Annotated in this window: 30 protein-coding genes; 21 read left to right on the top strand and 9 right to left on the bottom strand. The window is 67.3% G+C overall.

Annotated features, from left to right (window positions below; all coding sequences use genetic code 11):
- Positions 1-26 precede the first annotated feature (26 nt).
- The 3 genes from ABE463_RS13780 to ABE463_RS13770 all read right to left on the bottom strand — a co-directional run bounded on the left by ABE463_RS13780 (position 27) and on the right by ABE463_RS13770 (position 2,494).
- Positions 27-734 carry a murein L,D-transpeptidase catalytic domain family protein gene (locus tag ABE463_RS13780; RefSeq protein ID WP_346468543.1) on the bottom strand — a complete coding sequence of 236 codons (708 nt, stop codon included), beginning with the start codon at positions 732-734 and terminating at the stop codon, positions 27-29.
- A 27-nt stretch (positions 735-761) separates the two neighbouring features.
- A complete protein-coding gene (locus ABE463_RS13775; protein ID WP_259261272.1) occupies positions 762-1,823 on the bottom strand; it encodes a L,D-transpeptidase in 1,062 nt (353 codons plus the stop codon).
- A 395-nt stretch (positions 1,824-2,218) separates the two neighbouring features.
- Positions 2,219-2,494 carry a ComEA family DNA-binding protein gene (locus ABE463_RS13770; RefSeq protein ID WP_123728576.1) on the bottom strand — a complete coding sequence of 92 codons (276 nt, stop codon included), beginning with the start codon at positions 2,492-2,494 and terminating at the stop codon, positions 2,219-2,221.
- 253 nt (positions 2,495-2,747) lie between these two features.
- Here ABE463_RS13770 and ABE463_RS13765 point away from each other — a divergent pair, with 253 nt between their 5' ends.
- The 4 genes from ABE463_RS13765 to murU are packed head-to-tail and all read left to right on the top strand — an operon-like array spanning position 2,748 to position 6,356.
- Complete coding sequence (locus ABE463_RS13765; RefSeq protein WP_346468542.1) at positions 2,748-4,241, top strand: M20 family metallopeptidase; 1,494 nt, start codon at positions 2,748-2,750, stop codon at positions 4,239-4,241.
- A gap of 60 nt (positions 4,242-4,301) precedes the next feature.
- Positions 4,302-4,571 carry a GlsB/YeaQ/YmgE family stress response membrane protein gene (locus ABE463_RS13760; protein WP_019185648.1) on the top strand — a complete coding sequence of 90 codons (270 nt, stop codon included), beginning with the start codon at positions 4,302-4,304 and terminating at the stop codon, positions 4,569-4,571.
- 58 nt (positions 4,572-4,629) lie between these two features.
- A complete protein-coding gene (locus tag ABE463_RS13755) occupies positions 4,630-5,655 on the top strand; it encodes a phosphotransferase (RefSeq protein ID WP_346468541.1) in 1,026 nt (341 codons plus the stop codon).
- Positions 5,652-6,356, top strand: coding sequence for an N-acetylmuramate alpha-1-phosphate uridylyltransferase MurU (murU, locus tag ABE463_RS13750; protein ID WP_346468540.1), 705 nt, complete (start codon positions 5,652-5,654; stop codon positions 6,354-6,356). The genes ABE463_RS13755 and murU overlap by 4 nt, the downstream gene beginning before the upstream one ends.
- A gap of 101 nt (positions 6,357-6,457) precedes the next feature.
- On the opposite strand, the gene hda is transcribed toward murU, so the two are convergent.
- From hda to ABE463_RS13735, 3 genes are read right to left on the bottom strand one after another with little or no spacing between them, the layout of a single operon-like run.
- Complete coding sequence (gene hda / locus ABE463_RS13745) at positions 6,458-7,168, bottom strand: DnaA regulatory inactivator Hda (RefSeq protein ID WP_019185422.1); 711 nt, start codon at positions 7,166-7,168, stop codon at positions 6,458-6,460.
- The gene (locus ABE463_RS13740) at positions 7,165-8,337 is read right to left on the bottom strand and encodes an AI-2E family transporter (protein WP_346468539.1); all 1,173 of its coding nucleotides are present in this window, start codon (positions 8,335-8,337) and stop codon (positions 7,165-7,167) included. The genes hda and ABE463_RS13740 overlap by 4 nt, the downstream gene beginning before the upstream one ends.
- Positions 8,334-9,452, bottom strand: a complete 1,119-nt coding sequence (locus ABE463_RS13735; RefSeq protein ID WP_259261267.1) for a DUF2066 domain-containing protein — start codon at positions 9,450-9,452, stop codon at positions 8,334-8,336. The genes ABE463_RS13740 and ABE463_RS13735 overlap by 4 nt, the downstream gene beginning before the upstream one ends.
- A 138-nt stretch (positions 9,453-9,590) precedes the next feature.
- On the opposite strand from ABE463_RS13735, the gene purM reads away from it, so the two are divergent.
- From purM to ABE463_RS13710, 5 genes are all read left to right on the top strand, one after another.
- On the top strand, positions 9,591-10,616 hold the full coding sequence (gene purM, locus ABE463_RS13730) for a phosphoribosylformylglycinamidine cyclo-ligase (protein WP_346468571.1): 1,026 nt from the start codon (positions 9,591-9,593) through the stop codon (positions 10,614-10,616).
- A gap of 47 nt (positions 10,617-10,663) precedes the next feature.
- Complete coding sequence (locus ABE463_RS13725; protein ID WP_346468570.1) at positions 10,664-11,107, top strand: hypothetical protein; 444 nt, start codon at positions 10,664-10,666, stop codon at positions 11,105-11,107.
- A complete protein-coding gene (purN, locus tag ABE463_RS13720) occupies positions 11,104-11,757 on the top strand; it encodes a phosphoribosylglycinamide formyltransferase (RefSeq protein ID WP_346468538.1) in 654 nt (217 codons plus the stop codon). The genes ABE463_RS13725 and purN overlap by 4 nt, the downstream gene beginning before the upstream one ends.
- Before the next feature lie 101 nt (positions 11,758-11,858).
- Positions 11,859-12,602, top strand: a complete 744-nt coding sequence (locus tag ABE463_RS13715) for a DUF3108 domain-containing protein (RefSeq protein ID WP_259261411.1) — start codon at positions 11,859-11,861, stop codon at positions 12,600-12,602.
- A 2-nt stretch (positions 12,603-12,604) separates the two neighbouring features.
- Positions 12,605-13,288, top strand: coding sequence for a DUF3108 domain-containing protein (locus tag ABE463_RS13710; RefSeq protein ID WP_259261265.1), 684 nt, complete (start codon positions 12,605-12,607; stop codon positions 13,286-13,288).
- A gap of 34 nt (positions 13,289-13,322) precedes the next feature.
- Here ABE463_RS13710 and ABE463_RS13705 read toward each other — a convergent pair whose 3' ends face one another.
- From ABE463_RS13705 to ABE463_RS13695, 3 genes are all read right to left on the bottom strand, one after another.
- Entirely contained in the window at positions 13,323-13,631 is a 309-nt protein-coding gene (locus tag ABE463_RS13705) for an EF-hand domain-containing protein (RefSeq protein ID WP_152153538.1), read from the bottom strand.
- Positions 13,628-14,902, bottom strand: coding sequence for a UDP-N-acetylglucosamine 1-carboxyvinyltransferase (gene murA, locus ABE463_RS13700; protein ID WP_123728565.1), 1,275 nt, complete (start codon positions 14,900-14,902; stop codon positions 13,628-13,630). Before murA ends, ABE463_RS13705 begins: the two co-directional genes overlap by 4 nt.
- 82 nt (positions 14,903-14,984) lie before the next feature.
- Positions 14,985-15,215, bottom strand: a complete 231-nt coding sequence (locus tag ABE463_RS13695) for a BolA family protein (protein ID WP_088432818.1) — start codon at positions 15,213-15,215, stop codon at positions 14,985-14,987.
- A gap of 53 nt (positions 15,216-15,268) precedes the next feature.
- Here ABE463_RS13695 and ABE463_RS13690 point away from each other — a divergent pair, with 53 nt between their 5' ends.
- The 12 genes from ABE463_RS13690 (at position 15,269) to ABE463_RS13635 (ending at position 23,755) form a co-directional block, all read left to right on the top strand.
- On the top strand, positions 15,269-16,270 hold the full coding sequence (locus ABE463_RS13690) for a KpsF/GutQ family sugar-phosphate isomerase (RefSeq protein WP_259261264.1): 1,002 nt from the start codon (positions 15,269-15,271) through the stop codon (positions 16,268-16,270).
- Positions 16,271-16,313: 43 nt separating this feature from the next.
- Positions 16,314-16,862 carry an HAD hydrolase family protein gene (locus tag ABE463_RS13685; RefSeq protein WP_123728563.1) on the top strand — a complete coding sequence of 183 codons (549 nt, stop codon included), beginning with the start codon at positions 16,314-16,316 and terminating at the stop codon, positions 16,860-16,862.
- A 2-nt stretch (positions 16,863-16,864) separates the two neighbouring features.
- The gene (lptC, locus tag ABE463_RS13680) at positions 16,865-17,425 is read left to right on the top strand and encodes an LPS export ABC transporter periplasmic protein LptC (protein ID WP_259261410.1); all 561 of its coding nucleotides are present in this window, start codon (positions 16,865-16,867) and stop codon (positions 17,423-17,425) included.
- A 120-nt stretch (positions 17,426-17,545) separates the two neighbouring features.
- Positions 17,546-18,094, top strand: a complete 549-nt coding sequence (gene lptA, locus ABE463_RS13675) for a lipopolysaccharide transport periplasmic protein LptA (RefSeq protein ID WP_123728561.1) — start codon at positions 17,546-17,548, stop codon at positions 18,092-18,094.
- Positions 18,094-18,813: an LPS export ABC transporter ATP-binding protein gene (lptB, locus tag ABE463_RS13670; RefSeq protein ID WP_259261260.1), complete on the top strand. Its 720-nt coding sequence runs from the start codon at positions 18,094-18,096 to the stop codon at positions 18,811-18,813. Before lptA ends, lptB begins: the two co-directional genes overlap by 1 nt.
- 42 nt (positions 18,814-18,855) lie before the next feature.
- On the top strand, positions 18,856-20,295 hold the full coding sequence (locus ABE463_RS13665) for an RNA polymerase factor sigma-54 (RefSeq protein ID WP_259261259.1): 1,440 nt from the start codon (positions 18,856-18,858) through the stop codon (positions 20,293-20,295).
- A gap of 58 nt (positions 20,296-20,353) precedes the next feature.
- Positions 20,354-20,680 (top strand): ribosome-associated translation inhibitor RaiA, encoded by a 327-nt coding sequence (gene raiA, locus ABE463_RS13660; protein ID WP_259261257.1) that lies wholly within the window; start codon positions 20,354-20,356, stop codon positions 20,678-20,680.
- A 21-nt stretch (positions 20,681-20,701) separates the two neighbouring features.
- Positions 20,702-21,154 (top strand): PTS sugar transporter subunit IIA, encoded by a 453-nt coding sequence (locus ABE463_RS13655; RefSeq protein WP_259261255.1) that lies wholly within the window; start codon positions 20,702-20,704, stop codon positions 21,152-21,154.
- The gene (hprK, locus tag ABE463_RS13650) at positions 21,151-22,101 is read left to right on the top strand and encodes an HPr(Ser) kinase/phosphatase (protein ID WP_019185403.1); all 951 of its coding nucleotides are present in this window, start codon (positions 21,151-21,153) and stop codon (positions 22,099-22,101) included. Before ABE463_RS13655 ends, hprK begins: the two co-directional genes overlap by 4 nt.
- Positions 22,098-22,994, top strand: a complete 897-nt coding sequence (gene rapZ / locus ABE463_RS13645; RefSeq protein ID WP_346468537.1) for an RNase adapter RapZ — start codon at positions 22,098-22,100, stop codon at positions 22,992-22,994. The genes hprK and rapZ overlap by 4 nt, the downstream gene beginning before the upstream one ends.
- A gap of 106 nt (positions 22,995-23,100) precedes the next feature.
- A complete protein-coding gene (locus tag ABE463_RS13640) occupies positions 23,101-23,493 on the top strand; it encodes a PTS sugar transporter subunit IIA (RefSeq protein WP_019185401.1) in 393 nt (130 codons plus the stop codon).
- Positions 23,486-23,755 carry an HPr family phosphocarrier protein gene (locus ABE463_RS13635; protein WP_121043139.1) on the top strand — a complete coding sequence of 90 codons (270 nt, stop codon included), beginning with the start codon at positions 23,486-23,488 and terminating at the stop codon, positions 23,753-23,755. The genes ABE463_RS13640 and ABE463_RS13635 overlap by 8 nt, the downstream gene beginning before the upstream one ends.
- The last annotated feature ends 30 nt before the right edge of the window (positions 23,756-23,785 follow it).

The raw sequence follows: 23,785 nt of genomic DNA, 5'->3' as shown, positions 1-23,785 counted from the left end.
GCCTGAGCCGACGCAGCAGAGCTGCCTCAGGACACGCCGCCGCAGTCGGGTTCCAGCAGGCGCGAACGCGCCAGCCAGTCCTTGTCGGGGTAATACGCGAACACCATCGTGCCGCCGCGCAGACTGTCGATCAGGGGCCGCGCCACGGACAGCCGCACCGCCGGGCACCCCAGGCTGCGGCCCAGCCGGCCCTGCAGGCGCGCGATCGCGGGGTTCACGTAGGGCGCGCCGTGGATGACGATCGCACGGTCGCGGGCATGGTCGTTGAAGCCCGGCTCCAGCCCGTCCAGGCGCAACGAATAGCCGTTGCCGCCCATGTAGGTTTCCTTGGCGGTGAACGCGCCCAGGCTGGACATGAAGCTGCCGTCCTTGTTGGAAAAATGCTGGGTGCGGTTGTCGCCACTGTTGCGCCCGTGCGCGACCCACTCTTCAAACAGCAGCCGCTGGCGGGTCAGATCGAAAATCCACATACGCGGTTCGGTCGACGGCCGCGAGTAATCGATCACGCTCAACTTGCCCGGGTCGACGCCGAGCTCCGGCCGGCGCAACGCACAGCGCATCGCGCGGGCCGCCAGCTGCAACACGTGTTTGTCCGCAGCCGGTGCGGCCTTGGAGAGCATCTCGGCCATCTGCACCGGATTCGCCTCCGCGGCCGGCGCAGGGCTGGCCGCACCCGCCGTGGCGGACGCGATCAGGCCGCAGAACGCGGCGGGCAGCAACTTCACAACAGGCATGGGCAGCACACCAACCGGGGGCATCCCTTACAACGTGGACCCGCCGGCGTCGGATTCCAAGACGGGCTGCAGGTTCTGTTCATCGGCCACCGGGCGAACCGCGGGCAGGCTGGTCACCAGCAACGTGGTGCCGGGCACCAGCACGCCGTACAGCTGTTCGGCGAATTCCGGCGGCAGCGCCATCGGCAGGCTCGGCGTGGCGAGCAGATCCGGGGTGGCATTGGCGGCGGTCTGGCCCAGCAATGGATAGGCGGTCCAGCGGTGCAGCGGGCGGTGCGGGTCCAGCGGGCTGGGGTTGTCCTGGTAGCCCTGGCCCATCACAAACAGCGTGGTGCCCTCGAAGGCCGGCAAGGCCTTTGCTTCCAGCCTCGATTCGCCGATCAACACGCCATCGCGCAGCACGTACAGGCGCTGATCGTGCAGGCTGACCAGGATGCCAACCTGGCCGGCCGGTGCAGCCGCATCATTCCAGTAGTGCGCGGGCGCGTCGGTGCTCTCCACCAGCGGCGTGCCGGTGCTGCTGACCGGCGCCAGCACGGCCGGATAGGCCAGCGTCATCGGCGCGCTCTTGGCATCGGCCACCACCACGGTGTCGCCGCGATGGGTTTCGCCGAACAGTTTCTGCGCGAACGCCTGCGGCAACCGCACGCAGCCGTGCGAGGCCGGATGCCCGGGCAGGCTGCCGCCGTGCAGCGCGATGCCGTCCCAGGTCAGGCGCTGCATGTAGGGCATCGGCGCGCTGTTGTAGAGGTTGGATTTGTGGTCCTTGTCCTTCTGCAGGATCGTGAACACACCGGTCGGGGTTTCATGCCCGGTCTTGCCCGAGCTGATCGTGCTCATGCCGATCGCGATGCCGTTGCGGTACACGTAGGCGCGCTGCTCATCGAGGCTGACCACCAGCACGATCGGGCCGGCCGGGGAGATCTCCGGATGCCAGAGGAATTCACCGGGCTTGAGATCGGTCGGGCCGCGCGGGGCCTGCGTGGTCGTGCCTGCCGTCGGCGCCGCGTTGGCGGCCGTGGCGGGAAGCATCCCGGTCGCCAGCAGCGTCCCGAGCGCCAGACTCAACAGCGTGCTGCGTACTGCCATGTCGTGCATCCATTCAAAGAGATGCGGTCACGCTACACGAACTGCCGGCACGCGATCGCGAAACCCCGCGATCCGTTTCAGCCGCCCCAAAAAGCATTGCCCGGCCACACATCCTGTGCGAACCGGGCAATCGATACATCCTTGTCGGCATCCCGCCTTCCCCCTGTGCATCCTGCCCAGTCTGGGTGCCGGCCATGCGTCCTGCACTCGGCCGTATATGCTTCCGCCATCTCAACCCTTCCCGGGGTCTGGATGCCACCGTCCTGGTGGGTCCGCGCCAATCCTTCCGCGCCGCCTCCCTGCGTGCTGCGTCCGTGCAGCTGTCGGTGCCGCCGCGGCATCCTGCCGTGGCGACCAGTGACCGGCGTCCTGCCTGTCCCGACCTGTCCTGTTTTTCAGCGCCTTGGTACGGAGGCCGGCGCTGCCCTCCTGGGCGGTGCCTCGGCCGGCGCCTGCCTGGCCCCGGTCGTCATCCGTTGTCGATTCCGTTCGACGGTAGCTGTCCCTATCCCCTTCACCCGCGCCAGATCCTCGACGTGTACGAAAGGGCCGTGTTGTCGCCGGTACGCGACGATCGCCTCGGCCTTCATGGGCCCCACGTTCGCCAATCCCTGCTGCAGCGTCGACGCATCCGCCGTATTGATGTTGATCCGATCGGCCGCGAAGGCCATTCCGCTCAACAGCAGTCCCAGCACCAGCGCCCTGCACGAAAACCAAGGTCCCACTGTGCAACTCCTTGTGGCTCGGAACCGGCCCCTGCCGGCAATCCTGTCGAAGGTTCCAGCGTCCCTCGCCACATACACACAGCCTATCGTCCACAGCACCTTCACACAGCAGGCCTAATACCCGACGTGGTGTAGGGAAATACCTACCCCAGCGCAGGCGTAGAATGGCGGGACTTGTCAAAAGCACTCCGGAGTTCAGATGGACAGCGCCAAGCTCGGCCAATTCGTCAGTGAAAAGTGGGACAACGAGATCGTCCCGCAATTGGTCGATTACATCCGTATCCCCAACAAATCGCCGATGTTCGACGCCGATTGGGTCGCCAACGGCTATATGGAACAGGCCGTCACCCTGATGGAAACCTGGGCCCGCGCCCAGAACCTGCCCGGCCTGACCGTCGAGGTCGTGCGCCTGGAAGGCCGCACCCCGCTGCTGCTGCTGGAAATTCCGGCGTCCGGCGCCGAGACCGGCGACGACACCATCCTGCTCTACGGCCACCTGGACAAGCAGCCGGAAATGACCGGTTGGGACGACGATCTGGGCCCGTGGATTCCGGTGCTGCGCGGCGACAAGCTGTACGGCCGCGGCGGCGCCGATGACGGCTATGCGATGTTCGGTTCGCTGGCCGCCGTGCTGGCGCTGCAGGAACAGGGCCTGCCGCACGCGCGCTGCGTGATCCTGATCGAAGCCTGCGAAGAATCCGGCAGCTACGACCTGCCCGCCTATGTCGACCACCTGGCCGACCGCATCGGCAAGCCCTCGCTGGTGGTGTGCCTGGATTCGGGCTGCGCCAACTACGACCAGCTGTGGTGCACCACCTCGCTGCGCGGCCTGACCGGCGGCAACTTCTCGGTCAAGGTACTCAACGAAGGCGTGCACTCCGGCGATGCCTCCGGCGTGATCCCGTCCAGCTTCCGCCTGCTGCGCCAGCTGATCTCGCGCATCGAGGACGAGAACACCGGCCGCATCCTGATCGACGGCATGAATGTCGAGATCCCGGCCGAGCGCCAGGAGCAGGCCAAGCGTGCCGCTGAAGTGGTGGACACCGCGATCTTCGAGAAATTCCCGATGGTCGAGGGCCTGCGCCCGATGAACGACGACCTGGCCGAACTGGTGCTCAACCGCACCTGGCGCCCGGCGCTGTCGGTCACCGGTGTGGACGGCCTGCCGCCGCTGGCCTCGGCCGGCAACGTGCTGCGCCCGCATACCGCGGTGAAGCTGTCGCTGCGCCTGCCCCCGACCGCTGACGGCAAAGCCTGCGGCGAGCTGCTGAAGGAAGCCCTGCTGCGCGATCCGCCGAACGGTGCGGAAGTGAAGCTGGACCTGGAAAAAGCCTCCAGCGGCTGGAACGCCCCGGCGATGGCGCCGTGGTTGACCCAGGCGATCGACGACGCCAGCCAGACCTTCTTCGGCAAGCCGGCGATGTACATGGGCGAAGGCGGCTCGATCCCGTTCATGGGCATGCTGGGCGAGAAATTCCCGGGCGCGCAGTTCATGATCACCGGCGTGCTCGGCCCGCACTCCAATGCACACGGCCCGAACGAGTTCCTGCACATCCCGATGGGCAAGCGCGTGACCGCGTGCGTGTCCAAGGTGATCAGCGAGCACTACGCCGCCAGCCTGCGCGGCGAGACCAGCGGTTCGCCGGTCGCCGCCGACAGCGGCACCCGTCACGGCGGCCACGGCTGCTGCTGACGTTGGCGGACGCAGCCTGGCCTTGCTAGGCTGCGTCCACCCTCTACTGACGTCTTTGGCATGAACGGACTGTTTGGCAGCACCAGCTGGCTCTACATCATCCTGGTCGGCTTCGTCGTCGGTCTGCTCGGGCGCTTCTTCATGCCCGGCAACAACCGCATGGGTTGCCTGCTGACCATCGTGCTCGGCATCGTCGGTGCCCTGCTGGCCGGCTGGTTCGGCCAGTACATGGGGTGGTATGCCCGCGGCGAGCCCGCGGGGTTCATCGGCGCGATCCTCGGTGCGGTCGCAGTCCTGGCCGTGCTCCGGCTGTTCAGCAGCAAGCGCTGAGCATCGCCGCTCTTTTCTTTCCCGCGCGCCGTCCGGCGCCGCTTCGACGTACCCGTCCATGAACGATCCTGCTTCCGATCCGCTGCGCGCCGAACATCGCCGGCAGTGGACCTGCGCCGCCCTCGGCGATCCGGCCACCGCGCTCGACCGTGCCTCGGTCGATGCCGGTTTCCGCAGCTACTGGCGCGCCACCAGCGCGCGCGGCAGCCACATCGTGATGGACTCCCCGCCCGGGCTGGAGGATGTGCGGCCGTGGCTGCGCATGCATGACCTGCTCGAGCCCAACGGCGTGCGCGTGCCGCAGGTGCTGGCGCGCGATGAAGACAACGGCTTCCTGCTGCTGGAAGACCTGGGCGGCCCGACCCTGGCCCGTCATATCGACAACGACAATGCTGATGCCTGGTTCGACGCTGCGTTCGCGCAGTTGATCCGACTGCAGTCCATCCCGGTGCCCGAGGGCATGGGCAGCTTCGGCGAGGCACTGCTGCTGCGTGACGCCGGGCTGTTCGACGAATGGTTCCTGCAACGTCACCTCGGCCTGGAACTGGACTGCGGCGAGATCGAGAATCTGCAGCGCATGCACCGTCTGCTGATGGACAACGCGCTGCAGCAGCCGCAGGTGCTGACCCACCGCGATTTCATGCCGCGCAACCTGATGCCCATCGAGGGTGGCCCGGCGGTGCTGGATTTCCAGGATCTGGTGCGCGGACCGATCGCCTACGACCCGGTCAGCCTGTTCAAGGATGCGTTCCTGAGCTGGCCGATCGAACGTGTGGACGCGTGGTTGGCGCGCTATCACGCGCTCGCCCTGGCCGCCGGTCTGCCGGTGCGGCCGTGGCCGCAGTTCCTGCGCGACGCGGACTGGATGGGCGTGCAGCGCCATCTGAAAATCCTCGGCCTGTTCGTGCGCCTGCGCGACCGCGACGGCAAGGGACACTACTTCGAGGATGCGCCGCGCTTCATCCGCTATCTGGATGAAGTGCTGCCGCGCCATCCCGAGCTGACCGCGCTGCACGACCTGTTCGAGCTGCGCATCAAACCGGCCCTGGCCCGTATCGCCGAACCGGTCCTGGCCCGCCCATGAAGGCGATGATTTTCTCGGCCGGCAAAGGCGAGCGCATGCGCCCGCTGACCCTGCACACGCCCAAGCCATTGCTCGTGGCCGGGGGCAAACCGCTGATCGTGTGGCATCTGGAACGCTTGGCTGCGGCCGGCATCGATGAGGTGGTGATCAACACCGCCTGGCTCGGCGATCAGTTCGCGCCCGCACTCGGCGACGGTGCGCGCTGGGGGCTGCGCCTGCACTTCATCCATGAAGGCGACGTACCGCTGGAAACCGGCGGCGGCATTCTCAACGCGCTGCCGATCCTGGGCGAAGCACCGTTTCTGGTGATCAACGGCGATGTGTGGACGGATGTCGATCTCGCCACGTTGCCACGCAGACCCACGGGCGATGCGCACCTGGTGCTGGTCGACAATCCGGCCCAGCACCCGCGCGGCGACTTCATACTGCATGCCGATGGTCGGGTCAGCGATGACGGGGACAGCGCGCGGCTCACCTATGCCGGTGTGGGTGTGTACCGCCCGGCGATCATCAACGATTGGCGCGCGGTGATCGGCGACACCGCCGGTGCCAGCGCGACACCGCCACAGTTCGGTCTCGCCCCGCTGCTACGGCATGCGATGGCGCAGGGCCGCGTGACCGGCCAGCACCATCGCGGCCGATGGACCGATGTGGGCACGCCGGAACGGCTGGCGCAGCTGGACGCGGAACTGAACGCCTGACGCTGCAAGGGTAGCGCCACGCCATGCGTGGCTGAGGCAACTATGAGCCGGCACCCGATGCATCCACGCATGGCGTGGATCTACAGGCCGTTTCCGGACGGTTACAACAGGTGCGGGCCGTCTTCCAACACCTGGCGCAGGAACGGCACGGTGATACGGCGCTGTGCCGCCAGTGATTCGCGATCCAGCCAGTCCAACAAACTGACCAGGCTGCCCAGCTCGCGGCCGGTACGGGTCAGTAACCATTCGATCGCCGCTTCATCGATCGCCAGCCCACGGCGTGCCGCGCGCTCGCGCAGCACCGCCGCGCGGCCTTCGTCATCCAGCGGCTGCAGCACCACGCGCACGCACTGCTGCAGGCGTGAGCGCAGGTCCGGCAACACCAGCCCCAGTTGATCCGGTGCGTGCTGCGCGGTGTACAGCAGGGTGATGCCCGCTGCGCGCGCACGGTTGTGGAAATCGAACAGCGCCACTTCGTCTTCGCGCTGCCCGGCCACGGCATCCAGCCCATCCAGCGCGACCAGGTCGCGGCCTTCCAGCGATTCCAGCGCGGCGCGCGTGCGCCCGACCACCGCCTTCAGCGGCAGGTAGGTCGGCTGGCGGCCCGCCTGTTCGGCCAGCGAGCACATCGCCAGCGCCTGATGGGTCTTGCCGGTGCCCGGCGCACCCTCCAGATACACCCAGTCGTGCGCAGCGCCCACGGCAATGGCGCGCAGCTGCGCCAGCGCGCCATCCGGCGCACCGATGAACGTCTCCAACCGCTCGTCCTGCGGGTAGCGCAGGGCAAGCGGCAACTGCGGAACGACACTCACTGCGCGTCCGGCCCCTTCGGGTTGCCCACGACCACGATCCCGGGCGTGTCCACATAGGCATCGAGCACGATCGCCGATTTCTCACCGGCGTACAGATCGCTCTGGCGATAGCGCTGATGTGCATAACGCAGCAGCACGTTGCTGACCGCCGCCACCGGCAGGGCCAGCAGCATGCCGAGGAAGCCGAACAGCTGGCCACCGGCCATCACCGCGAAGATCACCGCCACCGGGTGCAGGCCGATCTTGTCGCCGACGATGCGCGGGGTCAGCACATAGCTTTCCAGCAGCTGGCCCACGGTGAACACGACGCCGACCAGGATCAGCAGCTTCAGATCAAAGCCCTGCGCCTGCACCAGTGCCGCCGCGACCGCCATGACGATGCCGGTGGTCGCGCCGAGGTACGGAATGAAGCTGATCAGGCCGGCCACCAGGCCGATCAACAAGCCCAGCTTCAGGCCGACCAGCGACAGGCCGGCGGCGTACACCACGCCCAGCGCGATCATCACCAGGAACTGGCCGCGGATGAACGCACCGAGCACTTCGTCCGATTCACGCGCCAGCTTGGTGATGGTGCCGACGTGGTTGCGCGGAATCATCGAGGCCACGCGCTCGACCAGCTTGTCCCAGTCGCGCAGGAAGTAGAACGCCAGGATCGGCAGCAGCAGGATGTTGACCACCCAGGTCACCATCGTGAAGCCCGAGCGCTGCACGTAGCCGAAGAAGGTCTTGGCGAAGCCGCCGGCCTGCTGCCAGTGGCTGCGCACCCATTCAATCAAGCGGTCCGGATCCATCCACTGCATGATCTCCAGCCCGGTCTTCTGCTCGAACCACGGGATGCCTTTTTCCATCAGCCACTGCTGTGCCTGCGGGATCGCCGCCACCAGGGTGGCGACCTGACGCTCGATCATCGGCACCAGGATCAGCAGCGCGGCGGTGATCAACAGGATCATCGCCACGAACACCAGCACCACGCCGGTGTTGCGCGAGCGGCCGGTAGCTTCGATCCGGTCGACCAGCGGATCACCCAGCCAGGCAAGCGCCAGGGCCAGCACGAACGGGGTCAGGATCGGGCCGAGCAGCCAGATCACCCAGCCGGCGGCGAGCGCGACCAGCACATATTTCAACCGCCTGAGGAACTGCGCGATTTCCGCTTCGGGGGTGAGAATCATCGCAGGCGGTACTCGTTGCTGGCAGGCGGCGGCAGGGCCGAGGGGGTGGTTTCATCGATCGGCACCGGCAGCGGCGCGGTCGGCGCGATCACGCCGTTGTCGCCCAGCATGCGGTTCAACCCGGCCAGGCCGGTGGTCATCTCCAGCGACAGCTCCAGGCGATCGCCCGAGGCGCGCACCGGGGTGACGTTGCGGACCACGGCGGTCTCACGCAGGCCGGCGGCCAGGCGCATGTAATCCTCGGCACTGTTCAGGCCCAGCACCACGATGGTGTACGTGCCGGCCGCACCGGTGGCGGCCCCGGCCTTGGCATAGCGGCGGACCAGCGCATCGGCCGCGCCGTCGGCACCGCCGGCCATGGCGCGGCGGGCGTCACTGTCCTTGGTGGTCCATTTGTTCAATTCCTTGCCGCCATCGACGAACACCCAGTCGGCCACCCAGCCGCTGCCCTGGCGGTACAGCTTGCCGACCAGCTGCATCGGCGGGGCATAGCGCGAGGAGGCGCGGGCCACCGCGGCGGTGTCCTGGCGCCAGATCGCGCCGACCAGGGCCTGTTCGGCCGCGCTGCCGGTGGGCAGGCCCAGCTTGTAGCCGCGCTCGATGGCGCGGTTGAGCAGCGGGCGGGCCGCATTGGCCTGCTGGACGGTCACCAGGCGCGGGCCGGAGCCATCATCGATGGCCAGCCAGATCACCGGCTTGGGTCGCGGCTGCGGCCACAGCGGCAGGCCGAGGGCCGAGATCAGGCTGTCGACGTCATCCTCGCGGAACCGGGCGACCAGAATCGTGCGGTAGCTCGGCGCGCCACCGGCCGAAGTGCTCTGGTCCTGGCGGTAGTCATAGCTGGCCACGTAATCCTTGGCATTGCGCAGGGCCTGCATCACCCCGGGGCGGCTCATCACGCTGCGGTCGCCCGAGAGCTTGGCCAGCACATTGCCCAGCGCCCGGGACAGGGCGCCGTTGCGGTCCGAATCGGCCTGGCTGTTGACCGGGACCTCGGCCTCGTAAGCGCCACTGGCACTGGCCACATCGCCTTCGGTGCGCAGGCCGCTCTGGGCCATCGAGGCCACCGGCAGGCACAACGCGAGGAACATCATGAAAAAGAGGCTGCGGCGCATCAGGACTTCCATTGAGCGTATCCGGGGGGAATTGTTGCCCGAATAGGGCCTGCGCGCCAACGTGGCCTGTTAAAATCGCGCTTTCACCCCAGCGCAGCGCCGACGCCCGTGACCAATTCCCCGTCCAACCCCTCTCCCCTGACCTACCGCGACGCCGGTGTCGATATCGACGCGGGCAATGAGCTGGTCGAGCGCATCAAGCCGCTGGTGAAGCGCAGTTTCCGCCCGGAAGTCATGGGCGGGCTGGGTGGCTTCGGCGCCCTGTTCGACCTCTCCAACAAGTACCGCGAGCCGGTCCTGGTCTCGGGTACGGACGGCGTGGGCACCAAGCTGAAGCTCGCACAACAGCTGGGCCGCCATGACACGATCGGCATCGATCTGGTGGCGATGTGCGTGAACGACGTGCTGGTCCAGGGCGCCGAGCCGCTGTTCTTCCTCGATTATTTCGCCACCGGCAAGCTGGATATCGACACCGCTGCGGCGGTCGTGGGCGGCATCGCCAACGGCTGCACCGAGGCCGGTTGCGCGCTGATCGGCGGTGAAACCGCTGAAATGCCGGACATGTATGCCCCGGGCGAGTACGACCTGGCCGGCTTCACCGTCGCCGGCGTGGAGAAGAGCGAACTGAAGGACGGCGCCAGTGTGGCGGCCGGCGATGTGCTGATCGGCATCGCCTCTTCCGGCCCGCACTCCAACGGCTACTCGCTGGTGCGCCGCATCTACGACCGCGCCGGGCAGCCGGCCGATCTGGAGCTGGACGGCGGGGTCAAGCTGGTCGATGCGCTGATGGCGCCGACCCGCCTGTACGTCAAGCCGATCCTGGCGCTGCTCAAGACCCACGGTGCGGCGATCCACGGCATGGCCCACATCACCGGTGGCGGCCTGACCGAGAACATCATCCGCGTGGTGCCCGACGGCCTGGGCCTGGACATCAAGGCCGACGCCTGGACCCTGCCGCCGGTGTTCCAGTGGCTGCAGAAGGAAGGCGCCGTGGCCGACAGCGAGATGTGGCGGACCTTCAACTGCGGCATCGGCTTCGTGCTGATCGTGGCCGCCGACCAGGTCGCCCCGGTCAGCGCCGCAGTAACTGCGCAGGGCCTGGAGCACTGGACCATCGGTGAAGTCACCCGCGCCGACGGCGCCGAACGCGTCAAGATCGGTTGAGCCAGGTGACGGAGCCCGGCCCGGAGTTCCCTGCCCAGCCGCCGTCGCTGCCCACCGCCGCGGCGCCGGTCGTACCGGCCGCGGCGGTGGATACCTCGCAGCTGCAAGTGCTGTCGGTCTTCCACTATGTGGTGGCCGGCCTGACCGCGGTGTTCTCGCTGTTCCCGCTGATCTACCTGTTGATGGGCGTGGCGGTGATCTTCGCCGCGCCACCGCCGCTGGCGCCCGGTGAGGCGCCGCCCCCGTTCGATCCGCGCCTGCTCGGTTGGGTGTTCGTGCTGATCGGCGGCCTGGGCTGTGCGGCCGGGCTGGTGCTGGCCGGTTACATGGCCTATGCCGGGCGCTGCCTGGCGCAGCGTCGGCGTTACCTGCTGTGCATGGTGGTGGCCGGCGTCGCCTGCATCTTCATGCCGTTTGGTACCGCGCTGGGCGTGTTCACCCTGGTGGTGCTGTCGCGCCCGGCGGTCAAAGCCGCGTTCCAGACCGCATGAGCAGCCGTATCGCCGTCCTCGCCTCCGGCCGGGGCAGCAATCTGCAGGCCATCCTCGACGCGATCGCCGCACAGCGGCTGGATGCCCAGGTCGTGGCCGTGCTCTCGGACAAGCCGGAGGCCTCGGCCCTGCTCAGGGTGGGCCCGGATCAGCGCTGGGCACGTTCGCCCAAGGACTTCCCGGACCGCGCCGCCTTCGATGCGGCGATGGCCGATGCGCTGGACGCTTTCGCGCCGGACTGGATCGTCTGCGCCGGTTACATGCGCATCCTCGGCGCCGCCTTCGTGGCCCGGTTCGATGGCCGCCTGGTCAACATCCATCCCTCGCTGCTGCCGCTCTACAAGGGGCTGCACACCCATGCGCGTGCGCTGGAGGCCGGTGACGCCGAGCACGGCGCCAGCGTGCACTTCGTGGTGCCCGAGCTGGATGCAGGCACCGTGCTCGCCCAGGCCCGCGTGCCGGTCCAGGCCGGCGACACCGCCGAGGCGCTGGCCCAGCGGGTGCTGGCCGTGGAGCATCCGCTGCTGATCGCCAGCCTGGTGTTGCTGGTCAGTGGTCGCGTAACTGAACGGGCAGGTCAGCTCCAGCTCGACGGTCACCCTCTGTTTAGCCCCCTGCGCCTAGATTGCGCCGGACAGCTGAACCGATAAGCGGCGCGCACACACGCTGCTGATCCCGGCGCTGGCATCCTCTCCCCCTCCTCCCCCGACCGGCCCGCATGAGAACGCCTTTGTTCAAGCCCGTGCTGCTGATGGCATCCCTGCTGTGCACCGCCGCCCTTGCCCACGCGCAGGAAGCGGCGACGCCCCCGTTGCCCGCCCTGCCCGCCATGGACTGGGAGGCACCGCCGCTGCAGCCGTTCACCGCCACCTACCAGGCCCTCTACAAGGGCAAGCAGGCTGGCGATGCCACCATGCGCGTCACCCACACCGGGGGTGACCAGTGGCGCGTGGACATGCAGGTGGTTGGCCGCAGCGGTTTCGCCAGCGTGCTCGGCCTGAACCTGGAGCAGAGCACGGTGTTCGAAAACCGCAACGGCACCTACGTGCCGTTGAGCCAGAGCACCGTCCGCAAGGGCCTGTTCCTGGGCAAGAAGGTCACCGGCACCTACGACTGGCAGGCCGGTACCGCGCAGTGGCTGGGCGATCTGAAAAAGGAGCGCCGCCAGCCGATCCCGCTGCAGGCCGGCGACCAGAGCGCACTGCTGCTCAACCTGGCGATCATGCGCGATGCGCGTCCCGGCGGGCAGATGCATTACCGCTATGTGGACGTGGGCCGCGTTCGCCAGCACGACTACCAGGCCGCGCCGGACACCGAGAACGTGCCGGTTGGCGATCTGTCCTACAACGCGCTGCGGGTGTATCGCACCAACGGCGGCAATGACGAAACCATCCTCTGGATCGCCAACGGTGTCCCCACGCCGGTGCGCATCCTGCAACGCGAAGATGGCGAAGATCGGATTGATCTGCGCCTGATCGAATACCAAGGAGTCTGAGCATGACCACACTGAACCGTCCGCTGACCTGGCTCGCCGCTGGCGCCCTGGCTGTCGTGAGCCTGCCCGCCATGGCGCTGCAGCCGTTCAAGGCTGACTACCAGGCCAGCTATATGGGCATGCAGGCCAATGGCACCATGACCCTGACCAGCGAAGGTGCCAACAAGTGGCGCTACAGCCTCAACGTCAAGAACCAGCTGGCCGATCTCAGCCAGAACACCGTCTTCGAGGAGGCCAACGGCCGCCTGCGCCCGCTGAGCAGCAATGACCGCTCGGTGCTGCTGGTCAAAAAGCGCAACGTGGATGCCACCTATAACTGGAGCAGCAACCAGGCCACCTGGACCGGCGACGTCAAGCCGGATCGCCGTGGTCCGGTCGCGCTCAAGGCCGGCGACATGGACGCCCTGCTGATCAACCTGGCGATCGCGCGTGATCTGGCCGCCGGCAAGCCGCTGAACTACCGCATGGTCGACGAAGGCCGGATCAAGCCGATGTCCTACAAGGTGGTCGGCAAGGAAAAGATCACCGTGGCCGGCAAGTCCTACGACGCCACCAAGGTGTCGCGGACCGATGGCAACAAGGAACTCATCGCCTGGATCGTGCCGGAGTTCCCGGTGCCGGCGCGCCTGCTGCAGCGTGAGAGCGGCAAGGATGCGCTGGATCTGACGATCAAAGGCATGAACTGACCCAAAAAAACGCCCGCATTCGCGGGCGTTTTTTTCATTCCGGCTTGGCGTCGCCGAACACCGTCTTGCAGTCCACCCGGATCTGCTGCCGCGTGTCGCGCCAGTAGTACGTGCTGCAATGGCGGTTGCCGTCGACGGTCTTGTCCACGCCGACCGCATAGAACGACTGGAACACTTCGGTACGGCTGACCGTGCCATCCGCATTCCAGTCCATGTCTTCCTGCTGGATGCCCTGGGTAATCGCGATGCCGGCGTACCAGGCGTAGCCCAGCCACGCCAGCACGATCAGTACCAGCACCAGCAGCGCCTTGCGGCGGCGGGTGAACCGGCCGCGCAGGATCATGCGGCGATACGCCGGATGGTGGCGCCCAGCGAGGACAGCTTCTCTTCGATGTTCTCGTAGCCGCGATCCAGGTGGTAGATGCGGTCGATGGTGGTGTCACCTTCGGCCATCAGGCCAGCCAGGATCAGCGAGGCCGACGCGCGCAGATCGGTCGCCATCACCGGCGCGCCGCTGAGCTGCTCGGCACCGCGCACGATCGCGGTGTGGCCTTCGACCTGGATGTCCGCGCCCAGGCGCAGCAGCTCGTTGACGTGCATGAAACGGTTTTCGAAGATCGTTTCGTTGATCACGCCTACACCGTCGGCCACGCAGTTGAGCGCCATGAACTGCGCCTGCATGTCGGTCGGGAATGCCGGGTACGGCGCGGTGGTCAGGTTGACCGCGCGCGGGCGCTTGCCTTCCATGTCCAGGGTGATGCTGTCTTCGGTGGTCTCGATCTTCGCACCGGCTTCGACCAGCTTGGCCAGCACGGCGTCCATGGTGTTCGGGCGGGCACGGTTGACCGTGACCTTGCCGCCGGTCATCGCCGCGGCGACCAGGAAGGTGCCGGTCTCGATGCGGTCAGGCAGCACTTCGTGACGGCCACCGGACAGTTTCTCCACGCCTTCGATCACCAGGCGGGCGGTGCCCAGGCCTTCGATCTTCGCGCCGAGCGCGATCAGGCAGTGCGCCAGATCGGTGACTTCCGGTTCCATCGCCGCGTTGTCCAGCACGGTGGTGCCTTCGGCCAGCACCGCGGCCATCAGCACGTTCTCGGTGCCGGTGACGCTGACCATGTCGAAGGTGAAGTGCGCCCCTTTCAGACGGTTGGCCTGGGCCTTGATGAAGCCGTTCTCGACGGTGATCTCCGCCCCCAGGGCCTGCAGGCCCTTGATGTGCTGGTCGACCGGACGCGAACCGATCGCGCAGCCGCCCGGCAGCGACACTTCGGCCGCACCGAAGCGGGCCAGCAGCGGGCCGAGCACCAGGATCGAGGCGCGCATGGTCTTGACCAGCTCATACGGGGCCACGTGCTGATTGACCGAGCGCGGGTCGACCACGATCGCGCTGCCGCGCGAGAGGGTGCCCTGGTCGATGGTGACCTTGGCGCCCAGCTCACCGAGCAGCTTCACGGTGGTGACCACGTCGTGCAGGTGCGGCACGTTGGTGATCTCCACCGGCGCATCGGCCAGCAGGGTCGCGCACAGGATGGGGAGGACGGCGTTCTTGGCGCCGGAAATGTTCACTTCACCGTGCAGCGGCTTGCCGCCGGTCACTACGATCTTGGCCATGGGATCTACTTGGAATGAGGTAGAGCCGACCGTGGGTCGGCTGATTGAATCGGTGAGGTAGCGCCAACCATCACTCGGCTGACTAGCCCGCTTCGGCCGGGGTGACGGTCTTCAGCGCCAGCGCGTGGATCGCCCCGCCCATCAGATCGCCCAGGGTCGCGTAGACCATGCGGTGGCGCGCCAGCGGCATTTTGCCGGCAAAGGCGTCGCAGACCACGGTGGCCTCGAAGTGCACGCCGTCGTCACCCTGCACGTCCGCGCGGGCGCCAGGCAGGCCGGTTTCGATCAGATTGCGGATGGTCTCGGCGTCCAACGGGCTTTCCTAATAAAATGAGCGCTCATTCTACTCTTCCACGTGGCGCTCGCATGGCTGTCTCGCCCCAACTCCCCCATCCGGCCGACGCTGCGGCACTGGTCGCCAGCGGCCGCCGCGTGTTCGAGATCGAGCGCGATGCGCTGGGCGCGGTCGCCGAGCGGCTGGGCGAAGCGTTCAGCCAGGCCTGCCAGCTGGTCCTGCAGAGCAAGGGCCGCGTGGTCGCCACCGGGATGGGCAAGTCCGGCCATGTGGCCCGCAAGATCGCCGCCACGCTGGCCTCGACCGGCACCCCGGCCTTCTACGTGCACCCCGGTGAAGCCGGGCACGGCGATCTGGGCATGATCACCGAAGCCGACGTGGTGCTGGCGCTGTCCTATTCGGGCGAGTCCGATGAGCTGCTGATGCTGCTGCCGGTGCTCAAGCGCCAGGGCAACCGCCTGATCGCCATGACCGGCCGCCCGCAGTCCAGTCTGGCCAGTGCCGCCGACGTTCATCTGGATGTCAGCGTGCCGGCCGAGGCCTGCCCCCTTGCGCTGGCCCCGACCTCCAGCACCACCGCCTCGCTGGCGATGGGCGATGCGCTGGCCGTGGCCCTGCTCGATGCCCGTGGCTTCACCGCCGACGATTTCGCCCGCTCGCACCCGGCCGGCAGCCTCGGCCGCCGCCTGCTGCTGCACATCACCGATGTCATGCACAGCGGCGATGAGCTGCCGCGCGTGGACGTCGGCGCCAGCCTCAGCGAGGCCCTGGTGGAGATGAGCCGCAAGCGGCTGGGCATGACCGCCGTGGTGGATGCCGACAACCACCTGATCGGCCTGTTCACCGACGGCGACCTGCGCCGCGCGCTGGATACCGACCTGGACGTGCGCAGCGCGCGGATCGCCGATGTGATGACCCGCGGCCCGCGCACCATCGGTGCCGATCAGCTGGCAGCCGAGGCGGCGCAGCTGATGGAAGCCCACAAGATCAATGGCTTGATGGTGGTCGATGGCGACGGTCATCTGGTCGGCGCGCTCAACATTCATGACCTGTTGCGGGCCCGGGTGGTTTAAACCACAGTTGCCTTCCTCCATTCAGCTGAGCTGCCCCCAGACGATGCCCTACTCCCCGTTGCCCGGTTTCCCGTCCCATCTGCATGCCGCTGCCGGCCGTATCCGGCTGGCCTGCTTCGACGTGGACGGCACGCTCACCGACGGTCGGCTTTACTACGACAAGGACGGCAACGAGAGCAAGGCGTATTACGTGCAGGACGGACTCGGCCTGAAACTGCTGCAACACCACGGTATCCACCCGGTGCTGATCACCGCGCGCAACAGCCAATCCGCGCTCAAGCGTGGCGCGGACCTGGGCATCGATACCCAGATCGCGGTTGGCGACAAGCTGGCCAGCGTCAAAGCGCTGTGCGAGCAGCACGGCATCGGCCTGGACCAGGTGGCCTTCATGGGTGACGACCTCCCCGATCTCGGTCCGCTGTGCGCGGTCGGCCTGGCGGTTGCGCCGGCCAATGCCCACCCATGGATCGCCGAGCGCGTGCATTGGCAGACCCGCAGCGATGGCGGCAAGGGCGCGGCGCGTGAGCTGTGCGACGTGCTGTTGGCTGCGCAGGGCCATGTGGACGCGGTACTGGCGAGGTTCGGCGCATGACCATGAACCTGCGTACCGCCCTGGGGATCGGTCTGCTGCTGGCGGCCGTCTTGACCGGCTGGCTGGCGCTGCATGATCGCGACAAGGGCACGGCCGAGGCGGGCGACGACGCCACCAAGGATTACGTGCTGCATGATTTCCAGATCGTGGCGCTGGACGAACAGGGCAAGGAATCCACCACCCTGCGCGCCCCGCTGCTGGAGCGCACGCGCAGCGATGAAACGATGAACATCACCACGCCCCTGTTCCTGCTGCCCGACCAGGACGGCAACCACTGGGAGCTGCGCAGCGAGACGGGCTGGGTCAGCGCCAAGGGCGATCAACTCAAGCTGATCGGCAACGTCAGCGGCGACAGCCCGAAGATCGCCAGCGTGCCGCCCACCACGTTCCGCACCGATCACCTGGATGTCTTCCCGAACGAAAGCCGCGCCAAGACCGATGCCCTGGTCACCATGACCCGCCCCGGCATGAGTCAGTCCGGCGTCGGTTTCGAGCTGGATTCCAAAACCAAGACCTACCATTTCCTGAGCCAGGCCAAGGGCCGTTACACGCCCCAGCGCTGAGCCACCGCCGCCGCGGCGACGTCCCCACGGACAGGCGCCGGCAGCGCAGGAAACCCCGCGATTCACCGGCCGGACTGACGTCTGGTCACGACCCCTACTCTGGCAGGACAGACCCATTCCATGAAGATCCTATTTGCAGCCGCCTGCGCGATCAGTCTTCTCGCCCCCGCGTTCGCGGCCAGCGCGAAGTCCACCGACCGCAATGAACCGATGACCATCGATGCCGGCACCCAGTCGGGCACCCTTGTCGGTGACGGCAAGACCACCCTGTCCCAGGGCGTGGTGGTGACCCAGGGCACGCTCGATCTGCGCAGCGCCGATGCCGAGATCTACATGAAGGACGGCGAAGCGGTCCGCGCCGTGTTCACCGGCAAGCAGGCCAAGCTCAAGCAGCAGCTCGATGACGGCAGCTGGATGGACGCCAGCGCCGACCGCATCGATTACGACATCAAGGCCGAAGTGCTGACCATGACCGGCAACTACCAGGTCAAGAGCGCGCGCGGCACCAATGCCGGCCAGAAGATGACCTACAACACCCGCACCGGCGAGATGAACAGCGGTGGCGACGGCACGCGCGTGCGCACCGTCATCCAGCCCAAGAACAAGACCGCTGCGCCGGCTGCGCCGGCCGCCAAGACCACCGTACCGACCCCCGGGAGCAAGAAGTAATGCTCGTCGCCAAAGGCCTGCGCAAGCGCTACAAGCAGCGTGAAGTCGTCAAGGATTTCGGGCTGACCCTGGAGGCCGGTGAAGTGGTCGGCCTGCTCGGCCCCAACGGTGCCGGCAAGACCACCTGCTTCTACATGATCGTCGGCCTGGTCGAGACCGACGCCGGCAGCATCGTGCTGGACGGCAAGGACATCACCGGCGACCCGATGTATACCCGCGCCAAGCAGGGCGTGGGCTACCTGCCGCAGGAACCCTCGGTGTTCCGCAAGCTGACCGTGGCCGACAACCTGCGCCTGGTGCTGGAGCTGCGCGACGATCTGGACAAGGCCGGCCGCGAAAAGGAACTGGCCAGCCTGCTGGACGAACTGCAGATCAACCACGTGGCCGACCAGCTCGGCGCCAGCCTGTCCGGTGGTGAGCGCCGACGCTGTGAAATCGCCCGCGCGCTGGCCGCCAAACCGCGCCTGATCCTGCTTGATGAGCCGTTCGCCGGTGTCGACCCGATCTCGGTCGGTGAAATCCAGCGCATCGTCACCCACCTCAAGCAGCGCGGGATCGGGGTGCTGATCACAGACCACAATGTCCGCGAAACCTTGGGAATCTGCGACCGCGCGTATATCCTCAACGAGGGCAGCGTGCTGGCACAGGGCGCGCCGGACGAGATCCTGGCCAACGCCGACGTCCGCCGCGTCTACCTTGGGGACACCTTCAAGCTCTGATCCAGCGGCCGCCGCAACGCCTTCCTTCCGTTCGGCACAGGCATGAAAGCACGGCTGCAGACATCGATGGGGCAACACCTGGTCATGACGCCGCAGCTGCGTCAGGCGATCAAGCTGTTGCAGATGTCCAGCGCCGAGCTGGAGCTGGAAATCAACGAGGCGGTGGAGACCAACCCGCTGCTGGACTGGGCCGAGAACGCTGAACCGGCGCTCGAGGCCAGTCCTGGCGAGGACACGCCTCCGCCCGCCCCCACCGATACCCACGCCGATGGCGAGCACCAGGTCTCGGCCAGTGATGACTGGTCACCCGGCGAGGGCGACTGGACCAGCGGCAGCAGCGGCGGCTCCTTCGACGATGACGACAACGGCAGCGCTGCAGAGCGCGTGGCCGAGACCGAATCGCTGGCCGACCACCTGCTCTGGCAGTTGCACCTGTCGCACTTGTCGGCCCGCGACCGCAGCATCGGCGCGGCCCTGATCGACGCCTTCGAAGAGGACGGCTACCTGCGCGAGCCCTTGGCGACCATCGCCGAGACCCTGCGCCCGGCGATCCAGGCCGACGAGCCTGAAATCCTGACCGTGCTGCACCAGATCCAGCGCTTCGACCCGGTCGGGGTCGGTGCGCGCACGCTGGGCGAATGCCTGGACCTGCAGCTGCTGGTGCTGCCCGCCGACACCCCCGGCCTGGGCCTGGCCCGCCGCATCGCCGATGGCCCGCTGGAGCGCCTGCCACGCAGCGGTGTGGCCGGGATCGCCCACGAGCTGCGCGAGCCGGTGGCCGAGGTCGAGGTCGCGGTGCAGCTGCTGCGCTCGCTGGACCCGCGCCCGGGTACCCAGATCGGCGAACTGTCCCACGACAGCTACGTGGTGCCGGACTGCGTGGTCTGGCGCCAGAACGGCGTCTGGCGTGCCGCACTGGCCGGCCATGCCGGGCCCAAGGTGGTCATCCACCGCGGCTATGAGCAGCTGATCCGCCGCTGCGGGGAGGCCGACGCCGGCTACATGCGCGCCCACCTGCAGGAGGCACGCTGGCTGCTCAAGGGCCTGGAGGCCCGCGGCGAGACCCTGCTGCGGGTGATGCGCTGCCTGCTCGACCAGCAGGCCGCCTTCCTGGAATTCGGCGAACAGGCGCTGCGCCCGCTGACCCTGCGCGAGGTGGCCGGCGAGTTGGGCCTGCACGAATCCACCATTTCACGCGCGATCGCCCGCAAGTACGTGCGTACCCCGCGCGGCACCCTGCCCCTGCGCGCCTTCTTCGCCTCCGGCATCGATACCGACAGCGGCGGCGAAGCCTCCAGTACCGCCATCCAGGCCATGCTGCGCCGCCTGATCGATGACGAGAACCCGCGCAAGCCGCTTTCTGACGCCAAGCTGGCTGACCTGCTCAAAACGTCGGGAATACCGGTAGCGCGACGCACCGTGGCGAAGTATCGTGAAGCCATGAACATTTCCGCCTCGCACGAAAGAGTACGAATCGTCTGACGCTCCACCGCGCCCGGCGGGAAGGTTCATTGGCACATCCGAACAAAGGAGAAACCCGATGCACATCGAGACGTTTGGCAAGGACCACCTTGAGATCACCCCGGCTCTGAACGAGTACGTGGAGACCAAGCTGGAACGGCTGGGGAAGCATTTCGACCAGCACTGCGAGGTTCGCGTGCAACTGTCGATCCGCAAGCCGGAGCACCATGCCGATGCGAGTGTGAATGTTCCCGGGCAGACTCTGCACGCGGACGCCAGCGGCCCCACCATGTATGCGGCAATCGACATCCTGGCCGACAAGCTCGACCGCCTGGTCATCAAGCACAAAGAGAAAAAGCAGCAGCACGCACCGCAACCGCTGCCGGTGGGCGACAATGAGGGCTGATGCCCTCGTTTCCACCCCGACATGCCTCTGACTGATCTTCTGGCGGCCGTCCGCACGCAAGTGCTGCCGGCCGCCGATCGCGACAGCGTGCTGAAGGCCGCAGCCCGCCTGCTGGCCTGCCGCGAAGCCAATGCCGAGCTGCTGTACCAGAACCTGTGCCAGCGCGAGACGCTGGGCAGTACCGCGATCGGCCACGGCATCGCCATCCCGCACGGCCGTGCCCCCCTGCTGGAACGCCCCCGCGGCGCCCTGCTGCGGCTGGAATCGCCGGTGGAATTCGGCGGCGATGAACCGGTCGACCTGGTCTTCGCGATTGCCGTGCCCGCGCACTACACCCATCAACACCTGATGCTGCTCTCCGAGCTGGCCGAGCTGTTCTCCGAGCCGGCCATCCGCCAGGCGCTGCGCGAAGCGCGCGACGGCGAGGAGCTGCGTCGGGTCATCGAATTCCCCCCGCCGGCGAGTGCCGCATGAATACCAGCATCACCGCGCGCGAACTGTTCGAACAGCAGCGTGACCGCCTGAGCCTGCGCTGGGTCGCCGGCCAGCAGGGCGAGCGCCGTGAGCTGGAGGCCGGCAACAAGGTCTCTCGCCGTCCTTCACTGGCCGGTTACCTCAACGCGATCTACCCCAACAAAGTGCAGATCCTCGGCACTGAGGAACTGTCCTGGCTGGACTCGCTGGACTCGCGCCAGCGCTGGGAGACCATCGAGCGGATCATGCAGTCCCATCCGCTGGCGCTGGTGATTACCCGCAACCAGTCCTGCCCGGAAGACCTGCGCGCGGCCGCGGACGAATCGCAGACCCCGCTGTGGATTTCACCCAAGCGCGGCCACGAACTGCTCAACCACCTGTCCTACCACCTGGCGCGCACGCTGGCGCCGCGGGTGATCCTGCATGGCGTATTCATGGAGATCTATTCCATCGGCGTGCTGATCACCGGTGAAGCCGGCTCGGGCAAGAGCGAGCTGGCGCTGGAGCTGCTCAGCCGTGGCCACCGCCTGGTCGCAGACGATGCCCCCGAGTTCACCCAGATCGCCCCGGACGTGCTCGACGGCACCTGCCCGGAGCTGCTGCAGGATCTGCTGGAAGTCCGCGGCCTGGGCGTGCTCAACGTGCGCGAGATGTTCGGTGACACGGCGGTAAAGAAGAACAAGTACCTTCGGCTGATCGTCCACCTGACCAAGCCGATGACCGAACCCACCCCCTACGGCTATGAACGCCTGACCGGCGACTCGGGTACCCGCCACGTGCTGGACCTGGATGTGCCGCTGATCACCCTGCCGGTGATGCCCGGCCGCAACCTGGCCGTGCTGACCGAAGCCGCCACGCGCCTGCACATCCTGCGGACCAAGGGCATCGACCCGGCCGCGATGTTCATCGCCCGCCACAGCAACATGTTGGAACGCCGCACGCCATGACCACACCCGCCCCCGCCTCCGCCCCGACCGCCGCCACCCTGATCATCGTCAGCGGGCTGTCCGGGTCCGGCAAGACGGTCGCGCTGAAGACCTTCGAAGACCTCGATTACTACTGCTCGGACAACCTGCCGATCGACCTGCTGCCGGATTTCGTGCGCAGCCTGCTCGGCGATCCCGGCCGCGAGGCCCCGCGCCGGCTGGCGGTCGGCATCGACGTGCGTGCGCAGAGTGACCTGACCCAGCTCTCGCACTGGCGCGAAGACGCCAAGGCCGCCGGCCTGGATGCACAGCTGCTGTTCTTCGATGCCACCGATGAAACCCTGCTCAAGCGTTACGCCGACACCCGTCGTCGCCATCCGCTGAGCCAGCTCGGGCTGTCGCTGCCCGAAGCGATCGCCCGCGAGCGCGAACTCACCACGCCGCTGCGCGCCGCCGCCGATGCGGTGATCGACACCAGCCACCTCAACGTGCACCAGCTGCGCCGCAAGGTGGTGACCGAATTCGCGCTGGCCCACGGCAACAAGCTTTCGCTGCTGTTCGAATCGTTCGCCTACAAGCGCGGCGTGCCGGCCGAAGCGGACTTCGTGTTCGACGTGCGCGTGCTGCCCAATCCGCATTGGGACCCGGAGCTGCGCCCGCTGTCCGGTCGCGACGCCGGGGTGCGCGAGCATCTGGACGAGCAGCCCGATGTGCAGCGCTATGCTGGCCAGCTGGTCGATTTCCTGGACACCTGGCTGCCGCGGCTGGGCAATGACACCCGCAGCTATGTGACCGTCGCCTTCGGCTGCACCGGCGGCAAGCACCGCTCGGTGTACATGGCCGAGCGCATGGCCCGCCATGCCCGCGATCAGGGCTGGCCGGAAGTGGCCACCTTCCACCGCGAACTGGACTGAAAGCGGCAGTGCCGGCGACGGCCGGCATCGACACGCTGAACCGCGGAACACAGCAGTCTTTCACGCCTGCTATCGCCAATTCATGTTGACCTGTTAACGTTCGGGAATGACCTGTGGCATTCTCCTCGTAACTCATCCCGGTGTCGGCACGGCCCTGCTGGACGTGGCGACCCGTCTGCTGCGGCACCTGCCGCTGAAGACCGAAGCTTTCGAAGTACCGTTCGACGCAGATATGGACGTCCTGCTCCCGCTCGCCTCGGCCGCTTTGCGCCGGGTGGACAGTGGCCAGGGCGTGCTGATCCTGACCGACCTGTACGGCGCCAGCCCCAGCAATCTGGCCGGGCAACTGGCTCGTCTGGGCACCCCGGCTCGCCGGGTTTCGGCGCTGAGCCTGCCGATGTTGATGCGGGTGATGAATTATCCGGAACAGGGACTGGATCAACTGCCTGCCACAGCCGCGGCAGGCACTCGCAATGGAGCGATTGTCGACGATGCTTGAACGTGAACTCACTGTTTCCAACCGCCTGGGCCTGCATGCCCGCGCCACTGCCAAGCTGGTGCAGGAGCTGGCGCCTTTCCGCTGCAACGTGACCATGGCCGCCAAAGGCCGTGAGATCAATGCCAAGAGCATCATGGGCGTCATGCTGCTGGCCGCCGGCCAGGGCACCCCGGTCACCGTGCGCATCGAGGGCGAAGACGAAGTCGCCGCGATGGACGCGGTGGTCGCCCTGTTCGAGCGGCGTTTCGACGAGGACAACTGAGCATGGGGGGGCAGCCGCGATCGGGATCCT

The organism is Stenotrophomonas sp. TWI819, from assembly GCF_039673075.1.
In the GTDB taxonomy this organism is placed as follows: Bacteria; Pseudomonadota; Gammaproteobacteria; order Xanthomonadales; family Xanthomonadaceae; genus Stenotrophomonas; species Stenotrophomonas rhizophila_B.
Note: the sequence above shows the minus strand (reverse complement) of the source record. Positions and strands in the feature narration are given on the sequence as shown.

What these genes read in the sequence shown, in the direction of transcription:
- ABE463_RS13735 (WP_259261267.1), bottom strand. Translation starts at nt 9,452, where the DNA reads ATGCGCCGCAGCCTCTTTTTCATGATGTTCCTCGCGTTGTGCCTGCCG.
- ABE463_RS13690 (WP_259261264.1), top strand. Translation starts at nt 15,269, where the DNA reads ATGGCTGTCTCGCCCCAACTCCCCCATCCGGCCGACGCTGCGGCACTG.
- ABE463_RS13710 (WP_259261265.1), top strand. Translation starts at nt 12,605, where the DNA reads ATGACCACACTGAACCGTCCGCTGACCTGGCTCGCCGCTGGCGCCCTG.
- murU (WP_346468540.1), top strand. Translation starts at nt 5,652, where the DNA reads ATGAAGGCGATGATTTTCTCGGCCGGCAAAGGCGAGCGCATGCGCCCG.
- ABE463_RS13755 (WP_346468541.1), top strand. Translation starts at nt 4,630, where the DNA reads ATGAACGATCCTGCTTCCGATCCGCTGCGCGCCGAACATCGCCGGCAG.
- ABE463_RS13715 (WP_259261411.1), top strand. Translation starts at nt 11,859, where the DNA reads ATGGCATCCCTGCTGTGCACCGCCGCCCTTGCCCACGCGCAGGAAGCG.
- ABE463_RS13765 (WP_346468542.1), top strand. Translation starts at nt 2,748, where the DNA reads ATGGACAGCGCCAAGCTCGGCCAATTCGTCAGTGAAAAGTGGGACAAC.
- ABE463_RS13685 (WP_123728563.1), top strand. Translation starts at nt 16,314, where the DNA reads ATGCCCTACTCCCCGTTGCCCGGTTTCCCGTCCCATCTGCATGCCGCT.
- ABE463_RS13635 (WP_121043139.1), top strand. Translation starts at nt 23,486, where the DNA reads ATGCTTGAACGTGAACTCACTGTTTCCAACCGCCTGGGCCTGCATGCC.
- ABE463_RS13640 (WP_019185401.1), top strand. Translation starts at nt 23,101, where the DNA reads ATGACCTGTGGCATTCTCCTCGTAACTCATCCCGGTGTCGGCACGGCC.
- murA (WP_123728565.1), bottom strand. Translation starts at nt 14,902, where the DNA reads ATGGCCAAGATCGTAGTGACCGGCGGCAAGCCGCTGCACGGTGAAGTG.
- raiA (WP_259261257.1), top strand. Translation starts at nt 20,354, where the DNA reads ATGCACATCGAGACGTTTGGCAAGGACCACCTTGAGATCACCCCGGCT.
- purN (WP_346468538.1), top strand. Translation starts at nt 11,104, where the DNA reads ATGAGCAGCCGTATCGCCGTCCTCGCCTCCGGCCGGGGCAGCAATCTG.
- ABE463_RS13665 (WP_259261259.1), top strand. Translation starts at nt 18,856, where the DNA reads ATGAAAGCACGGCTGCAGACATCGATGGGGCAACACCTGGTCATGACG.
- ABE463_RS13775 (WP_259261272.1), bottom strand. Translation starts at nt 1,823, where the DNA reads ATGGCAGTACGCAGCACGCTGTTGAGTCTGGCGCTCGGGACGCTGCTG.
- ABE463_RS13655 (WP_259261255.1), top strand. Translation starts at nt 20,702, where the DNA reads ATGCCTCTGACTGATCTTCTGGCGGCCGTCCGCACGCAAGTGCTGCCG.
- ABE463_RS13760 (WP_019185648.1), top strand. Translation starts at nt 4,302, where the DNA reads ATGAACGGACTGTTTGGCAGCACCAGCTGGCTCTACATCATCCTGGTC.
- ABE463_RS13705 (WP_152153538.1), bottom strand. Translation starts at nt 13,631, where the DNA reads ATGATCCTGCGCGGCCGGTTCACCCGCCGCCGCAAGGCGCTGCTGGTG.
- lptC (WP_259261410.1), top strand. Translation starts at nt 16,865, where the DNA reads ATGAACCTGCGTACCGCCCTGGGGATCGGTCTGCTGCTGGCGGCCGTC.
- ABE463_RS13740 (WP_346468539.1), bottom strand. Translation starts at nt 8,337, where the DNA reads ATGATTCTCACCCCCGAAGCGGAAATCGCGCAGTTCCTCAGGCGGTTG.
- ABE463_RS13770 (WP_123728576.1), bottom strand. Translation starts at nt 2,494, where the DNA reads ATGGCCTTCGCGGCCGATCGGATCAACATCAATACGGCGGATGCGTCG.
- hprK (WP_019185403.1), top strand. Translation starts at nt 21,151, where the DNA reads ATGAATACCAGCATCACCGCGCGCGAACTGTTCGAACAGCAGCGTGAC.
- lptA (WP_123728561.1), top strand. Translation starts at nt 17,546, where the DNA reads ATGAAGATCCTATTTGCAGCCGCCTGCGCGATCAGTCTTCTCGCCCCC.
- ABE463_RS13780 (WP_346468543.1), bottom strand. Translation starts at nt 734, where the DNA reads ATGCCTGTTGTGAAGTTGCTGCCCGCCGCGTTCTGCGGCCTGATCGCG.
- lptB (WP_259261260.1), top strand. Translation starts at nt 18,094, where the DNA reads ATGCTCGTCGCCAAAGGCCTGCGCAAGCGCTACAAGCAGCGTGAAGTC.
- rapZ (WP_346468537.1), top strand. Translation starts at nt 22,098, where the DNA reads ATGACCACACCCGCCCCCGCCTCCGCCCCGACCGCCGCCACCCTGATC.